The 16,879-nt window shown below is 39.6% G+C and carries 16 protein-coding genes and 1 pseudogene; 14 read left to right on the top strand and 3 right to left on the bottom strand.

Going from position 1 to position 16,879, the window contains the following annotated elements:
* The first annotated feature begins 657 nt into the window (after positions 1 to 657).
* The 9 genes and pseudogenes from QM911_RS08750 (at position 658) to QM911_RS08790 (ending at position 9,076) form a co-directional block, all read left to right on the top strand.
* Positions 658 to 1,791 (top strand): DUF4767 domain-containing protein, encoded by a 1,134-nt coding sequence (locus QM911_RS08750; RefSeq protein ID WP_414313746.1) that lies wholly within the window; start codon positions 658 to 660, stop codon positions 1,789 to 1,791.
* A 1,002-nt stretch (positions 1,792 to 2,793) separates the two neighbouring features.
* The gene (locus QM911_RS08755) at positions 2,794 to 3,228 is read left to right on the top strand and encodes a pyridoxamine 5'-phosphate oxidase family protein (protein WP_414313747.1); all 435 of its coding nucleotides are present in this window, start codon (positions 2,794 to 2,796) and stop codon (positions 3,226 to 3,228) included.
* A gap of 1 nt (position 3,229) precedes the next feature.
* Positions 3,230 to 4,063 carry an SIR2 family NAD-dependent protein deacylase gene (locus QM911_RS08760; protein WP_414313748.1) on the top strand — a complete coding sequence of 278 codons (834 nt, stop codon included), beginning with the start codon at positions 3,230 to 3,232 and terminating at the stop codon, positions 4,061 to 4,063.
* The gene (locus tag QM911_RS08765) at positions 4,048 to 4,812 is read left to right on the top strand and encodes a protein-ADP-ribose hydrolase (RefSeq protein WP_414313749.1); all 765 of its coding nucleotides are present in this window, start codon (positions 4,048 to 4,050) and stop codon (positions 4,810 to 4,812) included. Before QM911_RS08760 ends, QM911_RS08765 begins: the two co-directional genes overlap by 16 nt.
* Before the next feature lie 86 nt (positions 4,813 to 4,898).
* Entirely contained in the window at positions 4,899 to 5,348 is a 450-nt protein-coding gene (locus tag QM911_RS08770) for a MarR family winged helix-turn-helix transcriptional regulator (RefSeq protein ID WP_414313750.1), read from the top strand.
* Positions 5,349 to 5,366: 18 nt separating this feature from the next.
* Complete coding sequence (locus tag QM911_RS08775) at positions 5,367 to 6,221, top strand: SDR family oxidoreductase (protein ID WP_414313751.1); 855 nt, start codon at positions 5,367 to 5,369, stop codon at positions 6,219 to 6,221.
* Complete coding sequence (locus tag QM911_RS08780; RefSeq protein ID WP_414313752.1) at positions 6,214 to 6,942, top strand: ATP-binding cassette domain-containing protein; 729 nt, start codon at positions 6,214 to 6,216, stop codon at positions 6,940 to 6,942. Before QM911_RS08775 ends, QM911_RS08780 begins: the two co-directional genes overlap by 8 nt.
* Entirely contained in the window at positions 6,935 to 8,455 is a 1,521-nt protein-coding gene (locus QM911_RS08785; protein WP_414313753.1) for an ABC transporter permease/substrate-binding protein, read from the top strand. Before QM911_RS08780 ends, QM911_RS08785 begins: the two co-directional genes overlap by 8 nt.
* Positions 8,452 to 9,076: pseudogene (locus QM911_RS08790) on the top strand (endonuclease III domain-containing protein). The gene QM911_RS08785 and the pseudogene QM911_RS08790 overlap by 4 nt, the downstream one beginning before the upstream one ends.
* A 187-nt stretch (positions 9,077 to 9,263) precedes the next feature.
* Here QM911_RS08790 and QM911_RS08795 read toward each other — a convergent pair.
* The gene (locus QM911_RS08795) at positions 9,264 to 9,797 is read right to left on the bottom strand and encodes a TetR/AcrR family transcriptional regulator (protein ID WP_414313754.1); all 534 of its coding nucleotides are present in this window, start codon (positions 9,795 to 9,797) and stop codon (positions 9,264 to 9,266) included.
* Positions 9,798 to 9,930: 133 nt separating this feature from the next.
* On the opposite strand from QM911_RS08795, the gene QM911_RS08800 reads away from it, so the two are divergent.
* Together QM911_RS08800 and QM911_RS08805 are read left to right on the top strand one after the other, a co-directional pair.
* Entirely contained in the window at positions 9,931 to 10,827 is an 897-nt protein-coding gene (locus QM911_RS08800) for a cation diffusion facilitator family transporter (protein ID WP_414313755.1), read from the top strand.
* Positions 10,828 to 10,906: 79 nt separating this feature from the next.
* On the top strand, positions 10,907 to 11,944 hold the full coding sequence (locus QM911_RS08805; protein WP_075230593.1) for a zinc-binding dehydrogenase: 1,038 nt from the start codon (positions 10,907 to 10,909) through the stop codon (positions 11,942 to 11,944).
* 207 nt (positions 11,945 to 12,151) lie between these two features.
* Here QM911_RS08805 and QM911_RS08810 read toward each other — a convergent pair whose 3' ends face one another.
* On the bottom strand, positions 12,152 to 13,153 hold the full coding sequence (locus QM911_RS08810) for a LacI family DNA-binding transcriptional regulator (protein ID WP_414313756.1): 1,002 nt from the start codon (positions 13,151 to 13,153) through the stop codon (positions 12,152 to 12,154).
* Between the two features lie 168 nt (positions 13,154 to 13,321).
* Here QM911_RS08810 and QM911_RS08815 point away from each other — a divergent pair, with 168 nt between their 5' ends.
* From QM911_RS08815 to QM911_RS08825, 3 genes are all read left to right on the top strand, one after another.
* Positions 13,322 to 14,500 carry a galactokinase gene (locus QM911_RS08815; protein WP_414313757.1) on the top strand — a complete coding sequence of 393 codons (1,179 nt, stop codon included), beginning with the start codon at positions 13,322 to 13,324 and terminating at the stop codon, positions 14,498 to 14,500.
* 18 nt (positions 14,501 to 14,518) lie between these two features.
* The gene (locus QM911_RS08820) at positions 14,519 to 16,000 is read left to right on the top strand and encodes a UDP-glucose--hexose-1-phosphate uridylyltransferase (RefSeq protein WP_414313758.1); all 1,482 of its coding nucleotides are present in this window, start codon (positions 14,519 to 14,521) and stop codon (positions 15,998 to 16,000) included.
* Positions 16,001 to 16,069: 69 nt separating this feature from the next.
* Positions 16,070 to 16,474: a PaaI family thioesterase gene (locus tag QM911_RS08825; RefSeq protein ID WP_301560207.1), complete on the top strand. Its 405-nt coding sequence runs from the start codon at positions 16,070 to 16,072 to the stop codon at positions 16,472 to 16,474.
* 106 nt (positions 16,475 to 16,580) lie between these two features.
* Here QM911_RS08825 and QM911_RS08830 read toward each other — a convergent pair.
* A partial coding sequence (locus QM911_RS08830; protein WP_414313759.1) for a transposase occupies positions 16,581 to 16,879 on the bottom strand: 299 nt, incomplete at its 5' end.

Below are 16,879 nucleotides of genomic sequence, written 5' to 3' on the forward strand. Positions count from 1 at the left end.
GAGCTTGTTAGCTCTTTTTTTGTGCCTTTAATTATCAAATTTGGGCTCATTGTCAACTGTAGTGGGTTGAATAAAAACTAACATCTTGAGAGAAACAAAATGGTTAGCTCTTTTTGTTTTCAAATTTTAGAGCTTGTTAGCTCTTTTTTTGTGCCTTTAATTATCAAATTTGGGCTCATTGTCAACTGTAGTGGGTTGAATAAAAACTAACATCTTGAGAGAAACAAAATGGTTAGCTCTTTTTGTTTTCAAATTTAGGAAGATTCTAGGCTTAATGTTATTAAAGTCACGGAGTATAAAAGTATTGTTTAATGATTTCGTGACTTTTCCTAGCTTCTATCTTTCATTTATATTTTATTGTTTCAATTGCGTTAATGGTCTTTTCTTTAATTTCCTGTAAGCTTGGATAATCATTTAACTGTATTATAGGTTATTTTTAAATAACAGTTTAATCTCTTTTGTTATAGGTCCTATGAGATTTTTCTACAATGTATTTAGCTACATAGTATTTATTGAAGGTGTATCGAATATAAGAATTATAGAATTTATTTACTTAGTATTTGTATATATAAGTTTTTTTATCTTACCGAAACTCTCAAATATTTGATATAATGTAAGCAAAGCTATGGACACCATTCATTTTAAGAGGAGATTTTTATGGGTTATAGAAGTATAGTAGGAAGTCTGTTTATTCTTATATTTAGTTTTTTTACAGTTAGTTGTAGTAATCAAAATTCTGAGCTTTCTAGTAAAGATGTTAGTTTATCTACTTCAACTACTAGTAATGAGATAAAGTCTGGGGAATCTAAGAAAGATTATAAAGATTTGTACAAGTCAGTTTTTGATGATTACCAAAAAATATTTTCTACTTCGAATGATTCAACTGCAATTTCAAATCTTTATCAAAGTTTAAAAGCTACTGAACGTCCTATCAATAGTTGGTCTATTGAAAATGCTATAAATCGTTCAGATGATATGCGTTACTCTTTTGTTGATTTAAATGATGATGGCGTAGAGGAGTTACTTATAGCGGATCTAAATTTAAGTGGGAAATACTTTTTAACTGGAGTGTACTCTTTACAAGAAGGTAAGCCTGTGCTTTTAGCAGAAGGTTTTGCTGCAGGCCATGGTGGAGCTAGAAATGCGGCAATTATTTATCAAGGTGGGGAGATTCTTGAATTAAGTTGGTCGTCTGGTACTGGTAAAGGTTATGGAGCTCTTTATAAGCTAAATGAAAATCAAAAGGGGGCTAGTAAACTTCAGGAAAAAGAATTTCAAATAGAATCTAATTATATTGGATCTAATTTTGGAAAAACTGAATCGGATCAAATTGATTTAAGAGGTTTTGATTGGCAAAAATTTGAAAGCTCTACTAGCACTACCATTTCGGGAGAAAAACAAAAAGCTCCTTGGAATGCAAGCAAATCTGCAAAATTAGAAGCCTTCATTAAAGGATGGGGCGAAAGACTTGGTCAACCTAATTACAAAAAAGGAATTTCTGGTGGTGATGTTGGTGCGGATAATCTCTATACCTTTGGAGATGGACCAAGCGAGAAAATGAATGCCGAATACACGGATACAGGTTTAGGTAACGCTAAGTATCGAATTGTGGAACGCTATAGTAACTGGGATAAATACCCGGACGTGCATAGCTACTTTTTTGCGATAACTGATACAGGGGAAGCGATTGTTTTTCATTCTCCAACAACAAATGGTGGTGTCATGTATTTAAAGCCAACAGAGAATACAGAGATCCAAGCAGAGTTTAAGCGCTTAGTTGAGGAAGAATAGAAAAATAAAGAGTTTGGCCTTGGCCAAGCTTTTTTACAAAAATCTCTTTATTACATGTTTATGCTTTTTGAGTGTTTAATGGTATACTTGTGTTAAGTTAGATAGAAAAGTGTCATTCGATGATGTCTTTATCAGTAAGGAGAATATATGCCAAAAATTATGAAGTTTCATAGTATTTATTATAGATTTGTTCTATTTATAGTTTTTTTATTTCTTTTGGTTGTCTATCAAATTTCTGGGCGAGGAATTCAAGAATTTACTATTTTTGATTACGCCTTTAGCTTTCATCAAAGACAGTTAGGGTATTTCCTTCTTTTTTAAATTTTAGTTGGCATTGGCATAAATTTTCTTTTCCCTTGGAAATTTTCTATATCTCCAAAAGGGATTTATTTTAGAAGATTAGCTTTATTTGTTCCTTGGAGTGATATTAGTGGAGTTTCGCATGTTTGGATTAACAAGGCGAGTAATTTTAGTAGTGGGATTAATTTTTATAACAATAAATGTTTAGTTTTTTATCGTCATGATTACAAGCCAATTTGTGTCTATAATATTTCTTTATTGGCTTTATTTGCTGTCAAACTCTTTAATCCTCAGATTAAGACGAATATATTATCAGCTAGTTTTGCTACGGGATTTAATATTCTATTGAATACATCAATTGTCTGTTATCTTTACTTTTTTGAGTTAAAAACTATTAGTTTTAGTTCTTTTTTACTTTTTTGCTTACTCTACTTTATAAAAATTTTTATCATTCCCTTATGGTTGGTTTATAGTCAAAATTGTAAGTATGGTCCTTATCTGGTGCATAGTAGTTTCTTTAAGAGGAATGATTCAGATGTGATTCATATTTAATTTTATAAAAATGATGGCTTTCTACTTTTTGGTAGGAAGTTTTTATTATTTCGATATCGAAATAATTGACAGATGTAATAAAAAGAGTTACAATTGTTTCATAAAGTTCGATATGGAACTAAAATTCAAAGAAAGACATGGTGTTATATAATGGATTATTTGAAAGTACTAGTCGAAGAGATTCATTCAGTTGTAGTGGCAACGGTTGATGAAACGGGACATCCGCATACAGCTGTCATGGATATGATGTGGGAGGATGGGAAAACAGTCTATTTTTTGACAGCTGCTTTTAAATCCCTCTACAAGCGTCTTAAGGAAGATGGACGTGTAGCGTTGACAGGGATGACTCAAGGAGCAGGAACCATGGACCGTAAATCCATTTCCTTAACGGGTCAGGTGGAGTGGATTGGAAAAGAGCATCTTGAAGAGTTGTTGGAAGCCAATCCATATATGTATGAGATTTATCCGACAGAAGAGGGGCGTAGTCACCTACAAGTCTTTCGTTTTAAAAAAGTAGTAGGGGATTTTTATGATTTGACGCAATTGCCTCCCTACCAAGCAAGATTTGAAATTGAGGGAAGATAAGATGACAAAGATTCAAGAAGCAAAGAAAATTATTGAAGAAGCAGATAAGGTTGTGATTGGAGCAGGAGCTGGTTTATCTGCAGCGGCGGGTTTAACCTACTCAGGGTCACGTTTTCAGGTTTTTTTTAAAGATTATATTGCTCGTTATGGCATGCAGGACATGTATTCTGCAGCTTTTTATCCTTTTGAGGCTCTTGAAGAGCGCTGGGGCTATTGGGCCAAACATATCTATCATAATCGTTACCAACCGGATGGACTTCCACTTTATAGAAATCTTTTCGACTTGGGAAAGGACAAGGATTATTTTGTGATTACGACCAATGTAGATGGGCAGTTTATGAAGACAGGATTTGCTCCGGAACGTTTCTTTGAAGTACAGGGCAACTACGGAGAGTGGCAATGTTCCGTCCCTTGTCGCCAGCAAGTCTTTGATAATGAAGGAGCTGTCATGGAGATGCTAAAAGAAATCAAGGACTTGAAAATTCCAACCGACTTGATACCGTATTGTCCTCATTGTGGGGCGCCAATGACCATGCATTTACGTGTAGACCAGGATTTTGTTCAAGATGAGACTTGGGAGGAATCTTATGAAGCCTATCAAAGATTTTTGGAAGGGATAGAAGATCAAAAGGTTGTCTTCTTAGAATTGGGTGTCGGTTACAATACGCCGACCATCATTCGCTATCCTTTTGAGAAAGTGACAGCGGTATTTCCAAAGGCTCATTTGATTCGTCTCAATCGTGATAATCTTGAAGGCTTTGGTACTCCAAAAGAAAAAACAATTTCTATAAAAGATGATATGAGGGAGTTTCTCCAACAATGGCTAGCAGACTAGAATATTTGATTGATGTTTTAAAAAGCGAGCAAGGATTGACAGAACTAGAGATTCCTGAAAAGGTAGAGGAGCAAGAAGTTTTATATCGGGCTCTTCAAAATGTCCGCTATCCAGCACCAGTGACAGCCGACTTTCTCTACCAACAAGACCGTTATTTACAAGAAAAACTATTAGAAAAAGGAGTTATAGACTTGAGAGACTTAACTCCCATTCGGCCCAATCTCTACCTGTGGCAAGGCGATATCACTCGTCTGGCGGTTGATGCCATTGTCAATGCGGCCAACAGTAAGCTTTTAGGTTGTTTTGTACCTAATCATTCGTGTATTGACAATGCTATTCACACAGCTGCAGGAGTTGAACTGCGTCTAGCGTGTCATGAGCTCATGCAAGAGCAAGGAAGGGATGAAGCTACAGGTCAGGCAAAGATGAGCAAGGCCTACAACTTACCTTCACGCTATGTTCTTCATACAGTGGGCCCTATTATCTATGAAGAAGTGACAGATTTGGAAAGACGACAGTTAGTCTCGTCGTACGAAGAGTGTTTGAATTTAGCTTATGAAAAAGGTCTTAGAAGCTTAGCCTTTTGTTGTATCTCAACAGGAGAATTTCGTTTTCCAAATGAAGAGGCGGCCAAGATTGCGATAGAGACGGTTGTACAGTTTCAGAAAAAACACCCTGATATAATAGTTGTATTCAATGTTTTTAAAGATCTGGATTACGCGATTTACGCAGATTTATTAAAAAATTGATATTTCTATATCGAAATAGTTGACAGATGTAATTCATAGTGTTACAATAGTTCAAAAGGTTCGATATAGAACAAAAAGGAGTTAAAATGGATAAGATGTTAGGGGGCTACCAAGCTCTACAGATTCGTTTGTTGAATGGGCGTATCTTTCAAAAACTATTGAACAAGGAACCAGATGCTCAATACAGAAGTGAACAGGGAAAAATTTTAACGATTTTGTGGAAGCAAGAGTTGGGGTGTGCTACTGCGACCGATATCGCTCTTGCGACGGGTCTAGCCAATAATACATTGACCAGTATGGTTAAGAAATTGGAAGAACAAGGCTTGGTCACGATTCAACCTTGTACGCAGGATAAAAGGAAAAAGTATATCTCTTTGACAGACCTCGGTTGGGAACAAAAAGAAATTGGAGACCGTGTTAGTCGGGAACTTGGAGAGATTTTCTACCAAGGCTTTTCGGATCAAGAGATCCGAGAATTTGAGACCTATCAAGAGCGTATTATCTCAAATCTAAAAGCTAAAGAAAATGACATGTAGGGAAAGGAAGTAACAGTTATGATTGGAATAACAGGTGTAACAGGGAAATTAGGCTCTTATGTGGCTGATCTTGTAGATCAGCAAGGAATTGCTTCTATCCATCTGGCAAGAAGCCCAGAACGTGCAAAAGTCTACGCGTCAGCGGAAATTCGTAAGATGGTGTATGCCAATACTCCAGAGGTAGTTGAGGCCTTAAAGGGTATCGATGTCTTATTGATGGTCTCTGCTCGGGAAAATCCAGAGCGTGTTGAGGAACACAAGAGTTTTTTAGATGCCGCAAAGCTTGCTGAGGTGCAGCATATCGTCTATACCTCCTTTTACGGAGCAGATGAAAAAGCAACCTTTACCTTGTCTCGAGATCATGCCCAGACGGAAACCTATATCAAGGAGTTAGGATTCACCTATACATTTTTGAGAGATAATTTTTACTTAGACTTCTTGTTAGATATTGCGCTTGAAAATGGGGAAATTCGTGGTCCAGCAGGAAGTGGGAAGGTTTCAGCAGTTGCCCGTAAGGACACATCTAGTGTTGCAGCAGAGATTCTCTTGCATGCTAAGAAATGGGAAAATCAAACCTTGAATCTGACAGGGCCAGAGAACCTTTCCATGGAAGAAATCGTAGTGCTTCTCTCAAAAGAGACCGGTAATGCCATCACGTATGTAGATGAATCAGTAGAAGAAGCTTATGAGTCACGGAAAAAATGGCCAGCACTAACTTGGGAGTACGATGCTTGGGTCAGTACCTATACAGCGATTAAAGCTGGGGAACAAGCTGGAGTTTCAACAGATGTCGAAAAAGTCCTAGACCATCCGGCAAGTAGCTTATTGGATATTCTTAGAGACAGAAAACTTATTGAGGAAGAACATGATTGAATACAAACATGTAGCCTTGCGCTACACGGAAAAGGATATTTTAAAAGATGTCAATCTCCGCATTGAAAATGGAGAATTTATGGTTCTTGTGGGACCTTCAGGATCTGGAAAGACCACTATGATCAAGATGATTAACCGTCTTTTGGAACCGACAGATGGCAATATCTATATGGATGGGAAACGCATCAAAGACTATGATGAACGAGAATTACGTCTCAGTACCGGCTATGTCCTTCAAGCTATTGCCCTATTTCCTAACTTGACAGTTTCGGAAAATATTGCTCTCATTCCTGAAATGAAGGGTTGGAGCAAGGAGCAAATTGCTTCTAAAACGGAAGAGCTCTTGGCTAAGGTGGGGCTTCCTGCGGCAGACTATGCTCATCGGTTACCAAGCGAGTTATCTGGTGGGGAGCAACAGCGGATTGGGATTGTACGAGCCATCATTGGGGAACCAAGGATTCTATTGATGGACGAGCCTTTTTCAGCCGTGGATGCCATCTCTCGCAAGCAGTTGCAAGAATTGACCAAGGCATTACATAAAGAATTCGGCATGACGACCATCTTCGTAACACATGATACGGACGAGGCTTTAAAATTAGGAGATCGAATTGCTGTTTTACAGGATGGAGAGATTCGCCAGGTGGCAGAACCTGAAACAATTTTACAAGCGCCTGCGACAGACTTTGTAGCAAACTTGTTTGGAGGTAGCCTTCATGTCTAATTTGATTTCAACCTTTCAAGAGCGATTTAGTGAATGGGTAACAGCTCTAGGACAACACTTACAATTGTCTCTTTTGACCTTATTGGTTGCTATTTTTCTGATCATCCCACTTGCGGTTTATCTACATGGTCATAAAAAAGCGGCGAACTGGGTGCTACAAGTTGCGGGTATCTTCCAGACCATTCCCTCAATGGCTTTGTTGGGGCTCTTTATTCCTTTAATGGGGATTGGAACCTTACCGGCCCTTACAGCTCTAGTCATTTACGCTATTTTCCCGATTTTAGAAAACACAATCACCGCATTGAACGGCATTGATCCTAGTCTTGAGGAGGCAGGGATTGCTTTTGGAATGACCAAGTGGGAGCGACTCAAGAAGTTTGAAATTCCACTGGGCATGCCTGTTATTGTATCGGGGGTTCGTACAGCAACCGTTATGATCATTGGGACAGCAACTCTAGCCGCTCTTGTTGGAGCTGGAGGATTGGGCTCCTTTATCCTGTTGGGAATTGACCGTCGGAATGCTAGTCTGATTGTAATCGGGGCTATTTCATCGGCTATCTTGGCCATTCTTTTCAATGTCATTCTCAAATGGTTGGAAAAGGCAAAGTTGCGTACGATTGTTGCGGCCTTTGCGGTGATGGTGCTTGGTTTGGGAGCTAGTTATGCTCCAAGCATGATTCCAAATAAAGAGAAAGAAAATCTGGTTATAGCTGGGAAGTTGGGACCTGAACCTGAAATTCTCATGAATATGTACAAGCTTCTCATTGAGGAAAATACGGATATGACGGTGACGGTCAAGCCTAACTTTGGGAAGACAGATTTCCTTTATCAAGCGCTGAAAAAGGGTGATATTGATATCTATCCAGAATTTTCTGGAACAGTTACAGAGAGTCTCCTCCAACCATCTCCACAAATTGGACATGACCCGGAAAAGGTTTACGAGGTGGCTCGTGACGGCATTGCCACACAGGATCAACTAGCCTTTCTTAAACCCATGGCTTATCAAAACACTTATGCTATAGCAGTTCCCAAAAAAATTGCGCAAGAATATGAACTTAAGACGATTTCAGACTTGAAAAAAGTGGAAGGACAGCTCAAGGCAGGATTCACTCTGGAGTTTAACGATCGTGAGGATGGAAACAAGGGCTTGCAGTCTGTTTATGGATTGAATCTCAATGTGGCAACCATGGAGCCAGCCCTTCGCTACCAAGCCATCCAGTCAGGGGACATTCAAATTACAGATGCTTACTCGACAGATGCTGAAATTGCTCGTTATGACTTGATGATTTTAGAAGATGATCAACATCTCTTCCCGCCATATCAAGGTGCACCACTCATGAGAGCTGAATTACTCGAAAAACATCCTGAGTTGGAAGGTGTTCTTAATAAACTAGCTGGTAAAATCACTGAAAGCCAAATGAGTCAGCTCAATTACCAGGTTGGTATTGATGGTAAGGATGCTTATACTGTTGCACATGATTTCTTGGTGGAACAGGGATTGTTGAAGAAATGATAAAGCAAGAAGAAATACAAGAAACTCTTTTGCGACTCTGTGAGCATTATGGAGAACAAAATTGGTGGCAATCGGATAACAAGCTGGAAGATTTGGTATCGACAATTCTTATCCAGCGAACAACAGAGAAGAATGCTAAGTTAGCTTTAGCAAGTCTTATGGATATCATGACAGTAGAGGGTATCCTGGCTTTATCGCTAGAAGAGTTACAGGAACGTATTCGACCTGCTGGATTTTTTAAGCAAAAGTCTCAAACGATTAGGGGACTTCTGATCTGGTTAAGAGAAGTTGGTGGTTTTGAGGTTCTGTCTAAGATTGGAACAGAAGATTTACGGAAACAACTTTTAGAGTTAAAAGGGATTGGACCAGAGACTGCAGATGCACTTTTACTTTATCTTTTTGATCGTCCAGTTTTTATATCTGATGAATATGCTAGAAGACTTTTTCGACGCTTAGAATTTGGAAACTTTTAAAACCTATAGTGAAATGCATGCTGTTTATGGGAACGTCTTGGAAGGACTCACTCTCAAACAATGCCAAGGGATTCATGCTGTTATTGATGAGCATGGGAAAGCTTTTAGCAAAAGTAAAGGCCAGTTAGACGAAAGTTGGTTACGATAAAAAATTCTAAGACTTCTTGTCTTAGAATTTTTTTTAGTGAATTTACTGACTTAAAAAATTATAGTTTGCTCAGATTAGTAAGTAGAAAGTAGATGTAAAATACTCAAGGTGAATTGGAATATTTGAATGATAGAATGTCGACTAGTATTTTTCTTTTGAGTGGATATGAAATCTATAGTTGTGTTTACTACTTCATCTCTAAAACATCTAAGTAAAAGCTCACTACTTGATCTTCCTTATAGGATTTTCCTTTTTTCAGCCACCAGGTTAGTGTTTCGATAAAGTTAGTTATAACAAAATGTTTGAGGTAGGAAGTAGGAATATTAGGATAGGAAACTTGTAAGTCTTTGGCAACCATTGGATAGACATGGTGTTCCAATTCTTTCTGTAATTGGCGGAGGAAGTAGTCGTTTTTAGAGAAAAGGAGGCTGGTGATATGGTCTTGATTTTTCTTAAAATGCGAAAAGATATGAGCTAAATAAGCTTCTATAGTTATATTTTCCTCGCGTTCAAAAAGATGATGAAAGAGATACCGGCAGAGCTCATCTAGGAGTAATTCCTTACTCTCATAGTGACTGTAAAAGGTGGAGCGACCAACATCTGCCAGGTCTATAATCTCCTGAACTGTGATAGTTTCGTAATCTTTTTGATTCAATAATTGTAAAAAAGCAGTATAGATAGCTTTTCGTGTCTTGGTAATGCGGCGGTCTTGACTAGTCATATGGACACTTTGAACAAATTGTTCAGTAACTTACAAAGAGAACAGTTTGCCCCTATCCTTTCTTTTCGGAGTAAGAGATAATACTAGTAAAGGGAATATTTATACTACTATTATACCAAAGGAGGATGAAAAAATGACAACGAAAGGTGCGGTTTGGCTAGCTTTTTTCTTAAATTTGAGTTATGCCATTGTCGAGTTTATCGCTGGTGGAGTGTTTGGTTCCAGTGCTGTTCTTGCTGACTCTGTCCATGATTTGGGAGATGCAATCGCAATTGGGGTATCAGCCGTTCTTGAAACAATTTCCAATCGTGAAGAGGATAGTCATTACACCTTGGGTTACAAACGATTTAGTCTCTTAGGAGCCTTGGTAACGGCTGTGATTCTTATGACAGGGTCCGTTTTGGTTATTTTGGAAAATATAACGAAACTCTTTCATCCACAACCTGTCAATGATGAGGGAATCCTCTGGCTAGGAATCATTGCTGTTAGCATTAATGTGCTAGCCAGTCTTGTCGTTCGTAAAGGAAAAACAAAGAACGAATCTATTCTTAGCCTGCATTTTCTAGAAGATACCCTTGGTTGGATAGCAGTCATCCTGATGGCAATTATTCTCCGATTTACGGATTGGTATATCTTAGATCCTCTCTTGTCGCTTGTCATTTCCTTCTTTATCTTGTCAAAAGCCATTCCACGTTTTTGGTCTACTCTCAAGATTTTCTTGGATGCTGTGCCAGAAGGAGTAGATATCAAACAAGTCAAGAATGACTTGGAGCAATTGGAGTATGTGGCCAGTGTCAATCAGATCAATCTCTGGACTATGGATGGTTTGGAGAAAAACGCCATTATTCATGTTTGTCTCGAGCATATCAAACATATGGAAGTTTGTAAAGAATCCATTCGCGACCTACTCAAAGATTGTGGTTTTCAAAATATTACCATTGAAGTGGATGCAGATGTAGCAAGCCACCAGGTCCATAAGCGCAATATGGTTGAGCTAGAGGCAAGCCATGATCACGATCATCATCATTGATGTGGCGTAGTATAAGTGAGCGAAAACTTCATAAAAAGTGTATACTTGAAGTAAGTTAGATACAGAGAGGTAAATGTTTATGAAATCAGCAGTCTATAAAAAAGCAGGTCAGGTTGGTATTGAAGAGGTTAAACGTCCAAGTATTCAAGAAGCGGATGATGTGATTATCCGCGTAGTTCGTGCTTGCGTATGTGGTTCGGACCTTTGGAGTTACCGCAATCCAGATATTAAAGCGGGACATAAAAATAGTGGACACGAAGCGATTGGGATCGTTGAAGAAACTGGAGAAGCCATTACAACGGTCAAGCCCGGTGATTTTGTGATTGTACCATTTACTCATGGTTGTGGGGAGTGTGATGCCTGTCGTGCAGGATTTGATGGTTCTTGTGACAATCATATCGGAAATAATCTAGGAGGGAATTTCCAAGCTGAATACCTCCGCTTCCACTATGCCAATTGGGCACTTGTTAAAATCCCTGGACAACCGTCTGACTACACAGAAGGGATGCTTAAATCTCTCTTGACTCTAGCTGATGTCATGCCGACAGGCTATCATGCAGCGCGTGTGGCAGATGTGAAACCAGGGGATAAAGTTGTCGTTATTGGCGATGGTGCCGTTGGGCAATGTGCTGTTATCGCAGCTAAGATGCGTGGAGCATCACAAATTGTCCTTATGAGTCGTCATGAAGACCGCCAACAAATGGCCTTGGAGTCAGGTGCGACAGCCGTTGTAGCTGAACGAGGAGAAGAAGGGATTGCCAAGGTGCGTGAAATTCTCGGCGGTGGAGCAGATGCAGCACTTGAGTGTGTTGGTACTGAGGCGGCTGTTGAGCAAGCGCTGGGTGTGCTTCACAATGGGGGTCGCATGGGATTTGTCGGAGTTCCACATTATAAGAATCGTGCTCTTGGTTCAACATTTATGCAAAATATATCTGTTGCAGGTGGAGCAGCTTCTGCAACAACATACGATAAGCAATTCTTGCTCAAAGCTGTTCTTGATGGTGATATCAATCCAGGTCGTGTCTTTACTTCAAGCTATAAACTGAAAGATATCGACCAAGCTTATAAGGCTATGGATGAACGCAAGACCATTAAGTCTATGATTGTGATGGATTAAAAAAAGAAAATCCTAATAGAGAACTGAGAAGCTCTTATTAGGATTTTTTTATGTTCATACTCATCGAAAATCTCTTGAAACCACGTAAGCTTCACCTTGGATTATATATGTGACTGACTTCGTCAGTCTTATCTACAACCTCAAAGCACTGCTTTGAGCAACCTCCTAGTTTGCTCTTTGATTTTCATCGAGAATTAGCACTTGTACTTAATGCAAGGTGCTTTCTCTTAACTTCAGTTTATTTCCAAGCATAGTGAGGCTTGGAATTTTACGCCCATTAAGGACTTCCCTGTTCAGAATATCCATTCCTGTACGTCCCATTTCTTCAGTGTAGACTGTGATACTGGAAAGTGGTGGGAAAACTTGCTTGGTTAGAATGGTATCATTAAAGGAAATAATGCTGACACGCTCGGGAATGCTGATGCTGGCTTCCTGAAGGGCGCGAAGGGCACCAATAGCCAAACTATCACTGGCAGCAAAAAAGGCCTGTGGAAGCTTCTCTCCTAATTTTTCGATAGCCTCCTTCATCAAGTCATATCCAGATTGGGCAGTAAATGAGCCTTGGAAAATGAATTCTTCGTTATAAATTCCTTTTTCTTGCGTATAGGATATAAAGTAATCTAAACGCTTATCTGCGATGACTTCTTCATGGTCAGTAGTAGTTTCAAGACCGGATAGGATACCAATCTTTTTACGATCATGATCTGTAAAGTAATCAACAACCTGTTTAACAGCATTATTAAAATCTGTAATGACACAGGTATGACCAAGAGCAATCGTATCACTGTCTAAAAATACTAGGGGTTTGTGGTATTCTTCAAATGATGTAATCTGTGCTTGACTAAATTTCCCAATACAAAGAATCCCAATCACTTCTTCGCTAAGCGTAAAAGGCTGGTCATTAAAATAGCGCAAGATGTCGTAATCTAATTCTTGGGCTCTATTTTCAATTCCTAGGCGAATCTGGTAGTAGTAGAGATCTTCTAATTCTCCCTGTTCACTGACCCACTGGATGATAGCGATTTTCTGTTTGAGTTTATGTGATTCACCTGTTTTGAGATGTTTGGTGTATCCTAGTTCTTCTGCGACTGTTAAAATACGATGTCGGGTTTCTTCTGTGACAGATAGACTCTGATCGCGATTGAGGACACGGGATACAGTTGCGATTGAAACAGAGGCTAGCTGAGCAATATCTTTGAGTGTAGCCATAATTCCCCTCCTTTTTAGGTTATTATAGCATATTTTTCTTGATTTTTACTCATAGTTTAGTAAAATATCGGTAAAAATGTTGACCATTGCAAAACCCTTGGGTACAATAGAAGAAAACGATTACACGGTAAACTTTTTTACCTAGCAAATTGTCAAAGGAGAATTCATATGACACAACATCTTACTGCTGATGCACTTCGCAAGGACTTTCTTGCTATTTTTGGTCAAGAAGCAGACCAAACCTTCTTCTCACCAGGCCGTATCAACTTGATTGGGGAGCATACTGACTACAACGGTGGCCATGTTTTCCCAGCAGCTATTTCATTAGGAACATATGGAGCTGCACGCAAGCGTGATGACCAAATCTTGCGTTTCTACTCAGCAAACTTTGAAGACAAAGGAATTATCGAAGTTCCTCTAGCTGACCTTAAGTTTGAGAAAGAGCACAACTGGACCAACTATCCAAAAGGAGTTCTTCATTTCTTGCAAGAAGCTGGGCATGTGATTGATAAAGGTTTTGATTTCTATGTCTATGGGAATATCCCAAATGGTGCTGGTTTGTCATCTTCTGCATCCTTGGAGCTATTGACAGGTGTTGTGGCAGAATATCTTTTTGACCTAAAATTGGACCGTCTAGATTTAGTAAAAATCGGAAAATTGACAGAGAACAACTTTATTGGGGTTAATTCTGGGATCATGGACCAATTTGCTATCGGTATGGGGGCAGATCAACGTGCTATTTACCTTGATACCAATACTTTAGAATACGACTTGGTTCCCCTTGATTTGAAGGACAATGTTGTTGTTATCATGAACACTAACAAACGCCGTGAACTTGCGGATTCTAAATACAATGAACGTCGTGCTGAATGTGAAGAAGCAGTAGAAGAACTCCAAGTGGCCTTGAATATTCAAACCTTGGGTGAATTGGATGAATGGGCTTTTGATGAATATAGCTACCTGATCAAAGACGAAAATCGCTTGAAACGTGCTCGCCACGCAGTTCTTGAAAACCAACGTACGCTTAAAGCGCAAGCAGCTCTTCAAGCAGGAGACTTAGACAAGTTTGGTCGTTTGATGAATGCTTCTCATGTTTCACTTGAGCATGATTACGAAGTAACTGGTTTGGAATTGGATACCCTTGTTCATACTGCTTGGGCTCAAGAAGGTGTTCTCGGTGCTCGTATGACAGGAGCAGGTTTCGGTGGTTGTGCGATTGCCTTGGTTCAAAAGGATGCTGTTGAGTCCTTTAAAGAAGCTGTAGGCAAGCACTATGAAGAAATCGTTGGCTACGCTCCAAGCTTCTATATCGCTGAAGTGGCAGGTGGAACTCGCATCCTTGAATAGTTAAAAGGAGGTTATTTAGTGACCTTAGTAGAAAAATTTGTGACCAAAGTTATTGCAGAAAGTAGCTTTGAAGAGTTGGATCGGATCTATCTGACCAATCGTGTTTTAGCACTGGTGGGAGATGGAGTTCTTGAAGTTGAGACTGACCAGGATAACTTGATTGACCTCAAAGATCAGCTTGTCGATGAAGCCGTTCGATTGGAAACGATTGAAGATAGTCAGGCTGCGCGTGAGATTCTCGGTGCTGACCTCATGGACTTGGTAACCCCTTGTCCAAGTCAGGTTAATCGTGACTTTTGGGATACCTATGCCCAGTCACCGGAGCAGGCAATTGCGGATTTCTACCACCTCAGTCAGAAGAATGACTACATCAAACTGAAGGCTATCGCAAAGAATATTGCTTATCGTGTACCATCTGACTACGGTGAACTTGAGATTACCATCAATCTCTCTAAGCCTGAAAAGGATCCAAAAGAGATAGCGGCAGCTAAGTTGGTCAAGTCGAGTAACTATCCTCAATGTCAGCTCTGTATGGAAAATGAAGGCTACCATGGTCGTGTCAATCATCCAGCTAGAAGCAATCACCGTATTATCCGTTTTGATATTTCTGGGCAGGAGTGGGGCTTCCAGTATTCGCCTTATGCATACTTTAATGAACACTGTATTTTCCTAGATAGCCAACATCGTCCCATGGCTATTAATCGCCAAAGTTTTGAACGTTTGTTAGCAATTGTGGAGCAATTTCCGGGCTACTTTGCTGGTTCAAATGCTGACCTACCAATTGTGGGTGGCTCCATCCTGACGCATGATCATTACCAAGGTGGGCGCCATGTCTTCCCAATGGAAGTGGCTCCTTTACAGAAAATCTTTACCTTTAAAGGTTTTGAATCTGTCAAAGCAGGAATTGTTCAATGGCCTATGTCAGTGATTCGATTGACGTCGGATTCAAAAGACGATTTGACCAATCTTGCTGAGAAAATCTTACTGTCTTGGCGTCAATACTCAGATCCAAGTGTACAGGTCTTGGCGGAAAGCAATGGAACTCCACACCATACCATCACACCGATAGCCCGTAAACGAGATGGACAGTTTGAGTTGGACTTGGTTTTGAGAGACAATCAAACCTCTCCAGAGCATCCAGATGGTATCTATCATCCTCATAAGGATGTCCAACATATCAAGAAGGAAAATATCGGCTTGATAGAGGTCATGGGCTTGGCAATCTTGCCACCACGCTTGAAGGAAGAAGTGGAGCAAGTAGCAGCTTATCTAGTCGGAGAGGATGTTTTAGTAGCAGCTTATCACAAAAAATGGGCAGATGAGTTGAAAGAAAGTCATCCTGACTTGACTGACAAAGTCCAAGCCCTTGAAATTGTCCAAGAATCTGTGGGTAAAATCTTCGCTCGGGTATTGGAAGATGCAGGAGTTTACAAGCAAACAGAAGAAGGACAGGCAGCCTTTATGCGCTTTGTGGAGCAGGTTGGGATTTCACCTGAATAAGTGCTTCTCCCTTGCGTAGAGTCTTGAAAAGTAGTATCATAGTGTCGTTTGAAATATCAGGAGGAAAGTATGAAAGATTTTCACTTTGACGCTATATCTGCCTTTGAAAACTACGAAATCGAAAAAATGAGAGATGGTCACGTTGTGGTGACGACAAAAGTAGTGGACTCCTCACTCAACTATTATGGGAATGCCCATGGAGGCTATCTATTTACCCTTTGTGACCAAATCAGTGGTCTTGTGGTGATTTCGCTAGGATTAGACGGAGTGACACTCCAGTCTTCCATTAACTACTTGAAAGCTGGAAATCTAGGGGACCTTCTCACTATCAAAGGAGAATGTGTCCATCATGGACGTACCACTTGTGTCGTCGATGTTGATATCACCAACCAAGATGGCCGAAATGTCTGCAAGGCAACCTTCACCATGTTTGTCACAGGCCAACGATCTGAAGATAGACAGGTGAGGATATAGGAAACATAAAAAAGAGGCTCAAGCCTCTTCAGAACGAAGACAAACGCCAAAAATGACGTTTGTCTTTTTCTGTTTTCAAAAATAGTTTATCTCATCATCTACTAATCTATCCAAAAATCTGAATTTGAGAAAAATAAAAAGGGATATTCCCTATCCATTTCACCAATTTTTTGATATTTAAACACGCCAAAGTAAGCCCAACCTGATCCTCCATTTTGGACTTTCCTTTCTCTCTAGTGTATCTCAAATTATGGTATTCCTTAGCCGTTCCAAAGAGCCGTTCAATTGTTTCTTTGCGCTTCTTATAGAGCTCTTTCATTTCTCTTTGGTGACGAATCTCCTCACAAAATTCAAGGGCATCTTTCCAGACATGTCTCGTTACTACTTTTTGAAAATTCTTGCTTT

Origin of the sequence: Streptococcus infantis (assembly GCF_047460825.1) — a bacterium.
GTDB lineage: Bacteria > Bacillota > Bacilli > Lactobacillales > Streptococcaceae > Streptococcus > Streptococcus infantis_V.

Bases quoted from the DNA above. Each gene is read 5' to 3' on its own strand.
- QM911_RS08750 (WP_414313746.1), top strand. From the start codon at position 658: ATGGGTTATAGAAGTATAGTAGGAAGTCTGTTTATTCTTATATTTAGT.
- QM911_RS08755 (WP_414313747.1), top strand. From the start codon at position 2,794: ATGGATTATTTGAAAGTACTAGTCGAAGAGATTCATTCAGTTGTAGTG.
- QM911_RS08760 (WP_414313748.1), top strand. From the start codon at position 3,230: ATGACAAAGATTCAAGAAGCAAAGAAAATTATTGAAGAAGCAGATAAG.
- QM911_RS08765 (WP_414313749.1), top strand. From the start codon at position 4,048: ATGGCTAGCAGACTAGAATATTTGATTGATGTTTTAAAAAGCGAGCAA.
- QM911_RS08770 (WP_414313750.1), top strand. From the start codon at position 4,899: ATGGATAAGATGTTAGGGGGCTACCAAGCTCTACAGATTCGTTTGTTG.
- QM911_RS08775 (WP_414313751.1), top strand. From the start codon at position 5,367: ATGATTGGAATAACAGGTGTAACAGGGAAATTAGGCTCTTATGTGGCT.
- QM911_RS08780 (WP_414313752.1), top strand. From the start codon at position 6,214: ATGATTGAATACAAACATGTAGCCTTGCGCTACACGGAAAAGGATATT.
- QM911_RS08785 (WP_414313753.1), top strand. From the start codon at position 6,935: ATGTCTAATTTGATTTCAACCTTTCAAGAGCGATTTAGTGAATGGGTA.
- QM911_RS08795 (WP_414313754.1), bottom strand. From the start codon at position 9,797: ATGACTAGTCAAGACCGCCGCATTACCAAGACACGAAAAGCTATCTAT.
- QM911_RS08800 (WP_414313755.1), top strand. From the start codon at position 9,931: ATGACAACGAAAGGTGCGGTTTGGCTAGCTTTTTTCTTAAATTTGAGT.
- QM911_RS08805 (WP_075230593.1), top strand. From the start codon at position 10,907: ATGAAATCAGCAGTCTATAAAAAAGCAGGTCAGGTTGGTATTGAAGAG.
- QM911_RS08810 (WP_414313756.1), bottom strand. From the start codon at position 13,153: ATGGCTACACTCAAAGATATTGCTCAGCTAGCCTCTGTTTCAATCGCA.
- QM911_RS08815 (WP_414313757.1), top strand. From the start codon at position 13,322: ATGACACAACATCTTACTGCTGATGCACTTCGCAAGGACTTTCTTGCT.
- QM911_RS08825 (WP_301560207.1), top strand. From the start codon at position 16,070: ATGAAAGATTTTCACTTTGACGCTATATCTGCCTTTGAAAACTACGAA.